A 12,315-nucleotide genomic window follows, 5' to 3' on the forward strand; every position below is an offset into this window, starting at 1 on the left:
GCATTTACACAAGATATTTTACGCTCTCTATTAATGATCTTAGATTTTAATTAACGGTTTTTCTAACTACCATAATTGTAAAAGCGCTGGGTTCCAGGCGGTTTATTAAACAATCGAGTAATTCTGAAAAGCGTCTTAAACGTTTTGAATATTAAGCGCAGTTTAACCTTCATGCTAAAATTTTATACTATTGATTATTATTAATTGAACCCAAAAGGCCACTAGGGTATACCCTAGTGGTCATTTTTGGTCCTGTGCTATACTAGGAATTATAAATGTTCATTAGAACTGTCCAAAAGGAAGTGCTGACAATGGCTAAAATTGGTTATGCTCGCGTGAGTTCCAAGGAACAACATTTAGATCGGCAGCTAGCGGTTTTAAAGGGCGTTGATAAGCTATTCACAGATAAATTGAGTGGGGCCAACACCAATCGACCAGAACTGCAAAAAATGCTCGCCTATGTTCGCGAGGGTGATATTGTCCTGGTCACTGAATTAGATCGCTTAGGCCGAAACAACCAGGACTTAACTAAGATCATGAACACCATTCAAAATAAGGGGACCACCCTAGATGTGTTAAACTTGCCGTCCATGACAGGGATTGCGGATCCTAATTTACGCCAGCTCATGACGAATCTCATTATTGAACTGTATAAATATCAAGCTGAAAGCGAACGTAAGCGGATCATTGAACGGCAGCAACAAGGGATTGCCCTCGCTAAACAGCAGGGTAAATATCATGGTCGGAAACCTCAATATGCCGAAGATGATCCCCGTTTACTACATGCTTTTAAACTTTACCAGACGGGCATGAGTGATGTAGATGTTGCCCGTAATACCGGGATTAAACGGACAACCTTTATCAGATACCGAAAGAAATTCGATGTGCATTGAACCGGTTTACATGAGATAATCAGAATAGATTAGAAGCCCTGAAACAGGCGTAAAATAACAAATGCTTAAAAATGATGCTACTGGAAGTTGGTCGCATCTTTAATTAGTATTTAAATTAAAAATTAGAATCTAAAGGAGAACTTATATAATGACAATACACAAGAATCCTTTAGTTAAGCCCTTTGTCAAATGGGCTGGGGGAAAGCGACAATTATTACCAGAGATAAAACGTTATTTGCCGTCAAAAATTAAAAATTATTACGAACCATTCGTGGGAGGGGGCGCTGTTTTTTTAGATGGCGAATTTACAATTGAAATGCAACACAAAGTAAAAAAATAAACCCATACCGGGTAGAATATGTTTAACGACCAAATCAAACAATTCGAGGTATCCGGTATGAGCTATAAACATCTTACTATAAAAGAACGTGAAATACTTATGTTTTTACGAGCTAAGGGGTTATCTATCCGGGCTGTTGCGTTACGGCTGGGGCGAAATCCAAGCACTATTTCACGGGAGTTAAAACGTTGTGCAGGTAATTATTCCCCAAGCAAAGCAGATAATGACTATCATCAAAAGCGGCAGAATTGTCACAAGAAGCGGCTATTAGACAGCCATCCACAATTACGCCGTCAAATTGTTCATTACATCTTAGATCTGCACTGGTCACCAGAGCAGATTACCGCTCGCTTTAATAAGGAACATCAATGGTGTGTTAGCTACAACACAATTTACCGTCATATCTATCAACACAATTTAGGTGAGAAGTACTCCTCACGTGGTGATACCGGTATTCAGCGCCATCTCAGACATAAACATCGGACTCGGCATTCAAAGAATACTAGACGACATCGAGAAGTACAGACCGACTATATCTCGATCCATGAGCGCCCTGGTTTTATCAACCAGCGTCAACGTATAGGTGACTGGGAAATTGATACTGTGATTGGTCGAACGGGTCACTCCATCCTTTTAACGATTGTCGATCGGCTTAGTCGGCTTACGCTTATCAAAAAGGTTGTGCAAAAGGACTCGCAGGAGATAAATAAAGGCTTAGTTGAACTGTTAGGGGCCATTCCTAAAGAATTTGTTCATTCTATTACACCAGATCATGGGACCGAATTTCTTCATCTTGATGAAATCAGCGAAAGGTTAGGTGTTACTGTCTATTGGCCCGATCCATATTCGCCTGAACAGCGTGGAACAAATGAGAATACAAATGGATTAACCCGGGAATATTTTCCCAAGCGAACAGATATTGATAATTATACAGAACAGGACGTTGAACACTGCCAAAAGCAGTTAAATCAACGTCCTCGCAAAGTGTTAAACTATGAAACCCCATATGAAGTATTTTTTGACAAACCGTTGCACTTAGTTTGACAATTCGCCGTTGCCATTTCTCTGGAAATATGACACACTTTGATTGATGAGACACGAATTGGGGGATGAATGCGGTTTGGATATTTTATACTGTGGAGATGACCACATGTTTTCGGGGTTGATTATTTCAATCCTCTCACTGACAAAACACGCGCAAGAACCACTCAACATCTACATTTTAACTGGACAATTGTATAATCGTCATCAGCAATTTCAAGCGCTGACTGACGATCACGCAGCCTTTTTGAATCAACTGGTCAAGCGGGAAAATGTCGATAGTGGCGTTACCAAAATTGACATTACCACTCAGTTTGAGGCGGATTTGCCCAAGGCGAACATCAACACGTTATTCACGCCCTATAGTATGTTGCGGCTGTATAGTGATTTGGTGCCGCAATTTTCCGATCGGATTCTGTATTTGGACGCTGACGTTGTGTGTCGCCGGCCGTTTGAAGATTTTTATCATCAATCACTGGCAGGAACTGATTTTGTTGGCGTATTGGATCATTACGGTCGTTGGTTCTTCCATCATCAACAGAGAGCATTTGATTACATTAACTCGGGGATGCTCCTGATGAACCTGGATATGATCCGACAAGACAAATTACTGGCCCGCTGCCGGGAATGCTGCCGAAAATGGCCGATGATTATGCCGGACCAGTCCGCGATGAATAAGCTGGCCAAGCACAAGGCTTTTGCCCCTGAAAAATACAATGAGCAACAGGATGTTCAATCTGACACCGTTTTTCAGCATTTCTCCACCCGCTGGAAATTATGGCCGATCGTCCACACGGTTTCGGTCAAGCCTTGGGAAGTTGATAAAGTTCACCAGCAACTTCATTTGCATGAATATGATGATATTTTAGCCGAGTATCAGGAGATTATGGCTGAATTGGATGCTGAAGGGGAATTGAAAACTGAGTGAGGGTGCGATGCGAGATGTGTTGCTCTTAGAATCTTAATGAACGAGCTGATTATTCCTGTTTTTGGAATGATTGGCTCTTTTTATATTTTGTCTTGATTGGATTGGTGTGCAGGAAGTGGAAGAATTATCGATTGGTTGGTGGGGTTAGGGGATTTTGAGATCCCTCCGGCCTTTAAAATACGCTCCGACGCAACTGAGGCTAACTTCTAAGTGCACTTTAATTAAAGTCCCAAACCCAGGGACTTCAATCAAAGTACCCTTAGAAACCGCCTCACCCGTTGCTCGTCGCGCTCTGATTTTTCACATACTCCCTATACAAAGGAGTCGTTTTCACTAACTGTTGGTGGGTTCCCTGGCCCGTTACCCTGCCGTTTTCTATGAAATAAATTTCGTCGGCGTTGGTAATTGTGCTTAGCCTGTGGGCGATCACCAATGTTGTTCGATTGGCCATCAACTGGTCCAGCGCTTTTTGGACCATCATTTCGGACTCGGAATCCAGGCTCGCCGTTGCTTCATCCAACATTAAGATTTTTGGATTACGCAGGAAGGCCCGGGCAATCGCCAATCGTTGGCGTTGGCCCCCCGATACCTTGACTCCACGCTCACCGACTTCCGTGTCCAAGCCCCGAGGCATCTTCTGGACAAATTGCGTTGCGTAAGCCATTTCCAAGACATGCCAAAGCTGTTCATCGGAAAAATGCCCCGGCAAACCATAGGTTAAATTGTAACGAATCGTTCCAGACATGATCGCAGCGTCTTGGCCGACCAGGCCGATTTGCTGGCGCCAATCGGCAAGTTGAATATCAGTAATATTGGTATTGCCAATCGTGATGCTGCCCTCGTTAGGTTCATAAAAACGTTCAATTAAGCTGAAAATGGTTGATTTGCCACCGCCGGATGGTCCGGCAAAGGCAATGACCGAATTGGGTTCTGCCGTAAACGACACGTCGGATAAAATGGGGTGATGCTGATCATAAGAAAAACTGACGTGGTTCATCTGAAGTGTTTGATCGCCAATATCCAAATCCGTTCCAGTCAGACGATCTTCTTCATGAGTTTGCAATAATGCCTGGATTCGAGTGGTTGAGCCACTTGCCTTGGCAACATCAGACATGAATTGGCCGAGAACCGCAAATGGACTAATCATTTGAACCAGGTACATCAGAAATGAAAATAAGGTCCCAATATCAATGGCACCTTCCCGAACCCGGATCGCACCATAGCCCAGAATTCCCAGGACCATGGCCATCATGACCATGCCCATTACAGGTCCGGCAATTGAATCATAGATCGCTTCTTTTAACCCGATGCGATAAAGGCGATACATCCGTTTATCACCGGCTGTTCGTTCTAAGTTTTCTGCGGTAGACGATTTGACTAGACGGACTTCGCCCAGCATTTCACCGGCTTTACCATTGAGATCTGCCAGTGCGTCCTGTCTCGCTCTGGCAACTTTGTGGGATTGGCGGACAATTGGCAGCAGGCAGATCAAGACGAGCGGAACGGCGATAAACATAATGATAGTCATCCGCCAGTCCATGATGAGCATTAAGACCAATGCGCCAACCAGTTGCAGAATCGAAGTTGCGGTTTTGGGAACCGAATTGGCCAACAGTTCCTTGACCTGTGTGGAATCATTGACCAACCTGGACGTTATTTCGCCAGATTTGGTTTGGTCAAAATAACCCACCGGCAGGGTTAAGATTTTATCCCAAAGTGTTGTTCGCAGCTTATAGACGACGTCTTCACCGAAGAAGCCTAAAATACTGCCGGAAAAGGCTCCAATAATGGTACTGAAAACGAATAGTAAAATGACGGCAACGATTAGGCCGACATCCATTGAATGACCGATTGAGTTGATGATCCCCTTGGCGATGCCGGGAACCATCAATTGCATCGCCGTTGCGACAACTCCTAGAAAAAAGCCAAGCAGCAGTTGCCAGTAACGGGGGTGAATTCGGTTGATTAGGCCCATAAATGTTTTAAAGTTAAACTTGGTATTGTTCTTGGACTGAGCTTGCATCAAAATTATCCCCTAAATCCTTCTAATGATGTGTATACATCCATTGTTATCCCAAATATCCTAGCATAGCAAGCCTTAATTTTACACCAATTTCATCATTTAAAGGGCGATTTTTAGTGAATTGCCATTTTTAAATGATGAAATAATGTCATATTTGGGGTAGAATGGTTCTGTTCATGATTTTAACTTCTCGGAAGAAAGGATGACATTGGTAATGACTAAACGGACATCAAAAGTGTTTACGTATCATGATTTTGATGATGACGTGGTCTTTACCAAAAATCAAAATGCCACCATTCCTGAGGGCTACATTTGGCTGCATCAAAATTGGTTTTACCGCGTAACGGCGACGGTCGTCTACTGGGTGGCGGTTGTTGTCAGCTTCGTTTATTGTCGGCTGTATTTGCGGACGTCTTTTCGAAACAAACGGTGTCTGCGCACCCAAGGCAAACGGGGCGCCTTCATTTATGCCAACCATACCCAGCCGCTGGGGGATGCACTTTTACCGATGCTGGTCGCAATACCCCGGCGGGCGTATCCGATTGCGGAACCTGCCAACCTTGGTATTCCAATCGTCGGTCGTCTCTTGGCGATGGGTGGTGCGTTGATCCTACCCGCGAAATTATCACAAATGATCCAATTCCAGCGGGCGATGAATGCTCGATTGGACCAGCATCAACGAGTGTTTATCTATCCCGAAGCCCATGTTTGGCCGTATTACACCAAGATTCGTCCGTTTCCAGTTGGCGCATTCCATTATCCAGTCGCTGCCGACCTGCCCAGCTACAGCATGACGATTACATATCAAAAAGGCCGACTGTTGAGCCGACCCAAGCAGGTGGTATACTTCGACGGTCCGTTTATGCCGGACAAGTCACTTCCGCGTAAACAACGCCAACAAAAACTCCACGATCAGATTCATGCCCAAATGGTGACCCGCAGTCACCAAAGCAACGTGTCATTTATGACCTACCAGCATCAATCACATTAATTTAAGGGGGATTCATTATGGAAAATCAAACCGTGCCAATTTTTTACGCTGTCGATGACAATTATGCACCTTATCTGGCAGTTTCACTGGCTTCACTGGTCGCGCATACATCACCGGACAGGCATTACCAGGTGATTGTGTTGTGTGATGATCTCAATACCGACAATCAAGGGCGGCTTAAAGCCTTTGAAACGGACAACCTCAAAATTCAGTTTGTTTCAATTAATGACCGCTTGAAGCAAGAAATTACTGATAAGAATAACAAACTACGCAGTGACTACTTTACCTTTACAATTTATTTCCGGCTGTTTATTGCTGAATTGTTCCCCAAATTGGATAAGGCGCTCTACCTGGATGCGGACACGGTGGTTTTAAAGGACGTGGGTGAATTATTTGATACCCAGCTGGGGGATAACCTGGTTGGCGCAGTGCCGGATCACTTCATCGGCCACACTCCGGAAATGATTGACTATGCTGAACAAGCCGTTGGGATTGATTCACAGAAATACGTTTGTTCCGGCGTGTTGTTGATGAACCTGGCTGAAATGCGCCGTTTAAAATTCGCTGAACACTTTTTGCAGCTCTTGAACAAGTACCATTTCAAGTGTTTGGCCCCGGATCAGGACTACATGAATGCCATCGCGAGAAATCGAATTTATTATTTGAACCCGTCATGGCACATCCAAATCACCACGCCACAGGATGTTGACCCCTGGCTGATTCACTATAACTTATTTGCCAAGCCGTGGCGCTATGATGATGCCCCTCGACAAAGCTATTTTTGGACCTATGCCAAACAAACCGATTACGAGACCATGTTAAAACAGCAGCTCGCAGATATGAATCCTAAAGAAGTTGCCCGTGATCAGAAGAATCAGTCCGATTTGATGCAATTAGCCGTTGATATTATTAAGACCCCAACGACATTTTACGCCATGGCCAAGCAAGGAGTAAAAATTGCCCTATGACTTTTACACCGGTAAAGCTTGGCGAGCGTGACAAAGTGATTCAAAACATTGCTGAAAACGTCCGTCAGGGAAAATTTAATCAAAAAGTCGAACTACATGATCCAGTACTGACACTTACCGAGCAGCATGAGGTGTTGGACCACTTCTTGAAGCTTCACCAAACTAAACGTTATCATTGGCGGGCAGCCGAAGTCCGGTCGGTCATGAATATGGCTGCGAGGATGATGAATCCCAATTTAAAAGTTGAGGGGACTGACAATTTAAAGGCATTGGAATGGCCGGCAATCATTACCTGTAACCACTTTTTTAGCCCGATTGACAACCTGCTGGTTCGATTAGCCCTGAATCAACCTGATTTGTCGGTTGTCGTTGAGCTCACCAACCTTAAAATGCCCGGGATGCTGGGATTTTTTATGACATACGCTGATACGATACCTGTCAGCGACAGCGTCAATTACATGGGCAAGGGGTTTATTGCCCTTTTGCAAAGTAGCTTGGCACGCAAACAGTCAATTCTAATTTATCCGGAACGGGAAATGTGGTTCAACTATCGCAAACCGCGGCCGCTTGAACGGGGAGCGTACTACTACGCCGTTAGATTGAATGTGCCAATCGTGTCCTGCTTTGTTTCGATGGTTGACGCCCCGACCAAATCGGATCCGCATGGCATCAATTATACGGTCCATGTGTTACCGCCAATTTATCCGGATGCGGTCGAAAAGTCGGCCACATCACAGCGGGAAGCTACCGAAAAGATGCGCCAAATTGATTACCAACAAAAAGTTGCTGCCTATGAAAAGGCCTATGATCGTCAATTCACTAAGGATTTTAGTCCAGACGACATTGCTGGTCATTATCAATAACTAAATGGACAACAAAAAGGCATGACCGTGAACAAAATGATCTTTCATTCACAGTCATACCTTTTTTAGGATCGAATAACGAATTAGTTAGGTAGATTGCAAATTTAATCCGAATTTTTGGACAAATTTGCAATCTACCTATAGTTTAATCTATGAAATCAGAAAAAGTATACTAGTGGAAAAGTATATTTAGCGACTAGTATACTTTTTAAAATGCTTGTTTATCAGTGATTATAGGCCAATTATCATAAGTATACTTTTGCACTAGTATACTTATGACTGTTTTCTCTGATAAATGCTGTCGAAGATTTCTCTCTCTCTATCTGAAAGCGTGTTTTGCTTATATGCCTCAACAGCGCTTTCTACAAGTTCATACATTTTCACGTCTTTAATGTAAGCTAGACTCTTTATCGTGTCAAAAACAGGTGGATCGACCCTTAGGCTTTTTCTGTCCGCTGCGGAGTATTTAGTAGTTTTTTGTTCATCTCTGGAATCATCGACTGTTTTTTTTATGTTCACTTCGAAGTGATCAGCATCTTTTTTAATCAAGGCCATCAGCACTTATCTCCTTTCCAAGTGGTGTTAGTTTTTTGCCATTGAGATATTTTGGCGTGTAGACATAATCGTCAGCAATATCTCCTTTACTTTCGAATTGGTCTATTCTTTCCATTAATTCCGCGTAAAGATCGGAAAAGAGTGCGAACATAGCACGATCGTGGTAGTCTTCAAACTGAACTCCGTATTCACCATAATTTTCAAGGCGTAAGTGACTTTTGATAATGGCATTGAATATATTCTGTTTACCAAAATATTTAACGGTCTTATCAACAATGAGCTGTTCAACCGTGTGAGTTTTGTCAAGCATGACTAACAGTATTCCCGCGACCTGAACATTAATCTCGTCGCTGAAGTCATCGTATAGAGTTTGAAGATAAGTGTTGGTTAGTTCCTTTGAACCCTCAAATGCGAATCTCTTGGTTTCTTGCACAACAATTACATAGTCAGTTGCAACCATTATGTTGTCGACTTTTATATCTGTTGCTGGTGGAGTGTCTATAAAAATAAAGTCATAGTCGTCTTTGATTTTATCTAGTAATTTTTTGAAGTAAAAGGTTCGTTCGTGGACACCCTTTATATGGTCGGCTACCCATGTGCCCCAGTTTCGAAAATCAGAATCTCCTGCAATGGCATCTAGATTTTCTGTTAGATGCGTGATTCCCTTACTTAGATCCTTATCATTTAAGCATCTTGTTATAGAAGCGGGCCAATTTGATTTATTAAAGGTCATACCGAGCATGAATGTACTGTTTGCTTGGAGATCCATATCAATATGTAAAACCTTTTTATGGAAAACGGTGGCAAGAGTGATTGCGAACATCACATTATTGGTCGTCTTGCCAACGCCCCCTTTTTGGTTGCTTAAAGCGATTACGTACGTCATTGATAACACTCCTCTCATAAGTATACTTCTGCTACAAATATAGTATACCATATTGAAACCTGAAATCAAGCTTTTTTATCAAAAGTATACTAATGTAAAAGTATACTAATATACTCTTATACTTTTACATTAGTATACTCGTGGATTTGTGGATTAATATACTAAAAAACATCAAAAGTATACTTTTGATGTTTTTGTTTACATTTTCTTTGTTATGGTGTATGGTTACCTTAAATAAAAGAAAAGCGCCACCCAACGGCAATTGGGAAGCACTCGACAAAAAAATCTTTTTCATTCAACTAAAGAGATTATACCAGCAAAATGGTAAGATGTCGAGAATGGTGTGATTTCAAAACGGTAGGGGACAAGCTGCCGGGTAAAAACAAAGGGGACACGTGTGGTGAGCGACTTCTGTGCAAATTCACTGGATCTAGTTAATTAGATCCGTAGGCGGTAATTTAAAAATTTAAAAGTTTATTCGGGGGTAGTCGGACTACGTCCACCTTAAGCAACTTGGCATAACGCTAAGTTGCTTTTTTGTCTGCGCTTTTTCGGTTTCTATGTCATTTCTATTAAGCTAACTTAGGTGTTTATTTTGAAAGGAGGTGAGCTCACCATGTACGATTTAAAGACGGTTCAGACTGCACAAAAGCTGGTATTACACGATTCATTACATACCTATAAAGTTAAAAATAGTCGTTCTAATATTGCCGGACAAGTGATGGAAACTCCTACAAAAAAAGGGGCCATTGCGCTCTTCAGCAGTAAAGATTCAATGCAAAAAGCACATGGTGTGGTTATCACCTCTTTTGAAGCACTTGACGCCATCGCCGATCGTATGACTCACTGGACGCCCAATACATTCAACTGGCTTGGCTATACGCAAAATCGGTCGAGTGTTCGGGGACACCGGGAAGCTAACTTAGCTCAGATTAATACCTTGGTCGTTGATATTGATTTTGCCGACGCACAAGAACGAGACGCGCGTGAGCAAGAGGTCTTGGGGGCCGTAACCGTTGCTGACTTATTCATTCCCACGATGATTTTGCGGACTACGAAGGGATTCCATATCTACTACGTTTTTGATCAGCCTATGTTTTTGCGGAAAACACGCGGTCAGTTTCCAGTCTTAAAAGCAGCCCAAAAAATGTCGAGTTTTGTGCGGCAGTGGATTCAAAAACGAGTGGCGGGGGTCGATGTCGGCTGCAATAACTTTGGAATTTTTCGAATTCCCCGGCAAGACAATCTAGTCTTTTTTGATGCACATATGTTGGTCCAGGTGAGCGCTCTGATGAAGTGGTCACAATATTATGCTGCCCAAGTTCCGGTTACGAAGCCGGATAAACGACAGGTGATTTCTCTAGCCCCAGATGAAGGTCGGCAGGTTGACCAAGCTTGGTTTAAAGCCTTATTGAAAGTGACAACAGTCAAATCAGGTCAAGGTTTAGCCCGTCACAACACGGTTTTGACGTTAGCTTTAGCGATGTATCAGTCAAAAATCTCGCAACAACGTGCGAGAGACGTGCTTGACGTCTTCAATTCAAATCTACATGATCCGTTGGCCGATCGCGAAGTTGTACAGTGCGTGAGAGACGCCTATTCAGGTAACTATCGGGGGGCAGCACTGAGTTATGTTCAAGGACTATTGGATCAATGGGTGCCTAATTTTTCAGGTAAAGTTGTTGCTGGGATTGGCTGGCATAAATTTGCTAAGCCGCGTGCCGAACGACAATACAGTCATGCCCACGAATGGCGTAACGATGTGCTTGCATTGATTAATCGAATGGGTGGTTCTGCCGCTTCGGTTGCCATGTCAACGCGTCAAATTCAAGCTGAATTAGGGATTTCTCCGGCGAGTTTGAATCGGGTTATGAAGCAACTACAAGCAACTTCGCAATTGAAGCGGGTGCAGCGTGGTAACCAGCCAACTTTATTGACGACGGTGACCATGTTATTTAAGTCGGCTATGGTGAGCCGTCAGGCTCAAAGTCAAGCGTGGACAGGGTATTTAACGACACTAATGCCAACTGTAAGCAAAAATGTTTATGAGCCAACAGTTGGTACTTTAACTGAGATACAAGCGGTGAGTGGTGATTCAGAGCCACCGTGGGGAATGGAGACGAGAAGAAGAACGGGGTGAAAAGTGCTGCTATCAATTGCCATAGGTATATATCTAGAATAGGCTTGTTGCTGTGTGAGGGTATTGTTAGTTTGGTGGTTTGTTGGGGAACTCACAAATATATCTTGGCAAATTTTAGGAAGTGCGGTAAACTATAGTCAGTCAAGGGGAACGTATGTTCTTGATGTGGCAAACTTAATAGTTTTATTATGTTTTGTGTTGTCAGTATTGTCTGACTGTGCTATTTTAAAGTTGTAAAGCAAATAGCACGGTGCCTGTTGATTTATTTATCAGGGCACAAAAAAAGAGGGACCAGCTCCCAAAGTCTTTTCAAGAATTGGCGTTCTTGAAAAGATGGCGAAGTTTGTGCCGCATAACGTGGTATTATCACGTTGGCGACCGTTGCCCTCCTGACACAGCCTAGATGTCTTGTAAACGATAGGCCATGACGAAACTCATTATATCATTGACTGGGCGTTCTTTCGATACTCTTGTTTACGAAATTGAGAGTATTCGAGAGAATACTTGTGGATGGTTAATTTTAACGTGTTTTTTTAACGGGTTAAATGGGTTCGGTGTGTTCAATCAAAACAAGACAATACTGACGCTGTACTTAAGTCGGGGGGTCTCACGCTAGCGCGTGGGGCCCCTCTTTTTGTGTCCTGACAAGTAAATCAGGAAGTTTGTCAAATGGTGTTGAAGGATAGT

The 12,315-nt window shown here is 43.0% G+C and carries 10 protein-coding genes and 1 pseudogene; 8 read left to right on the plus strand and 3 right to left on the minus strand.

What is annotated here, in order from left to right:
• The first annotated feature begins 311 nt into the window (after positions 1-311).
• The 4 genes and pseudogenes from IV84_RS07625 to IV84_RS07640 all read left to right on the plus strand — a co-directional run bounded on the left by IV84_RS07625 (position 312) and on the right by IV84_RS07640 (position 3,202).
• Positions 312-893, plus strand: coding sequence for a recombinase family protein (locus IV84_RS07625; RefSeq protein WP_056986352.1), 582 nt, complete (start codon positions 312-314; stop codon positions 891-893).
• 148 nt (positions 894-1,041) lie between these two features.
• A pseudogene (locus IV84_RS07630) lies at positions 1,042-1,191 on the plus strand (DNA adenine methylase); the annotation flags it as partial.
• Positions 1,192-1,290: 99 nt separating this feature from the next.
• Positions 1,291-2,277 carry an IS30 family transposase gene (locus IV84_RS07635; protein ID WP_201783026.1) on the plus strand — a complete coding sequence of 329 codons (987 nt, stop codon included), beginning with the start codon at positions 1,291-1,293 and terminating at the stop codon, positions 2,275-2,277.
• Positions 2,278-2,353: 76 nt separating this feature from the next.
• Complete coding sequence (locus tag IV84_RS07640) at positions 2,354-3,202, plus strand: glycosyltransferase (RefSeq protein WP_085768482.1); 849 nt, start codon at positions 2,354-2,356, stop codon at positions 3,200-3,202.
• Positions 3,203-3,473: 271 nt separating this feature from the next.
• Here the strand turns inward: IV84_RS07640 and IV84_RS07645 are convergent, their stop codons facing one another.
• Positions 3,474-5,225 (minus strand): ABC transporter ATP-binding protein, encoded by a 1,752-nt coding sequence (locus tag IV84_RS07645; protein ID WP_056986356.1) that lies wholly within the window; start codon positions 5,223-5,225, stop codon positions 3,474-3,476.
• Positions 5,226-5,439: 214 nt separating this feature from the next.
• Here IV84_RS07645 and IV84_RS07650 point away from each other — a divergent pair, with 214 nt between their 5' ends.
• From IV84_RS07650 to IV84_RS07660, 3 genes are read left to right on the plus strand one after another with little or no spacing between them, the layout of a single operon-like run.
• Entirely contained in the window at positions 5,440-6,216 is a 777-nt protein-coding gene (locus IV84_RS07650; protein ID WP_056986357.1) for a lysophospholipid acyltransferase family protein, read from the plus strand.
• 17 nt (positions 6,217-6,233) lie between these two features.
• Positions 6,234-7,184 (plus strand): glycosyltransferase family 8 protein, encoded by a 951-nt coding sequence (locus tag IV84_RS07655; RefSeq protein ID WP_056986358.1) that lies wholly within the window; start codon positions 6,234-6,236, stop codon positions 7,182-7,184.
• Entirely contained in the window at positions 7,181-8,047 is an 867-nt protein-coding gene (locus IV84_RS07660) for a lysophospholipid acyltransferase family protein (RefSeq protein WP_056986359.1), read from the plus strand. The genes IV84_RS07655 and IV84_RS07660 overlap by 4 nt, the downstream gene beginning before the upstream one ends.
• A 273-nt stretch (positions 8,048-8,320) precedes the next feature.
• Here the strand turns inward: IV84_RS07660 and prgO are convergent, their stop codons facing one another.
• Together prgO and prgP are read right to left on the minus strand one after the other, a co-directional pair.
• Positions 8,321-8,602: a DNA segregation protein PrgO gene (gene prgO, locus IV84_RS07665; protein ID WP_042255044.1), complete on the minus strand. Its 282-nt coding sequence runs from the start codon at positions 8,600-8,602 to the stop codon at positions 8,321-8,323.
• The gene (gene prgP / locus IV84_RS07670; RefSeq protein WP_042255042.1) at positions 8,589-9,488 is read right to left on the minus strand and encodes a ParA superfamily DNA segregation protein PrgP; all 900 of its coding nucleotides are present in this window, start codon (positions 9,486-9,488) and stop codon (positions 8,589-8,591) included. Before prgP ends, prgO begins: the two co-directional genes overlap by 14 nt.
• Before the next feature lie 616 nt (positions 9,489-10,104).
• Here prgP and IV84_RS07675 point away from each other — a divergent pair.
• Positions 10,105-11,628, plus strand: a complete 1,524-nt coding sequence (locus IV84_RS07675; RefSeq protein WP_056986360.1) for a primase C-terminal domain-containing protein — start codon at positions 10,105-10,107, stop codon at positions 11,626-11,628.
• Positions 11,629-12,315 lie beyond the last annotated feature (687 nt).

The sequence above is a fragment of the Pediococcus damnosus genome, assembly GCF_001437255.1.
In the GTDB taxonomy this organism is placed as follows: domain Bacteria; phylum Bacillota; class Bacilli; order Lactobacillales; family Lactobacillaceae; genus Pediococcus; species Pediococcus damnosus.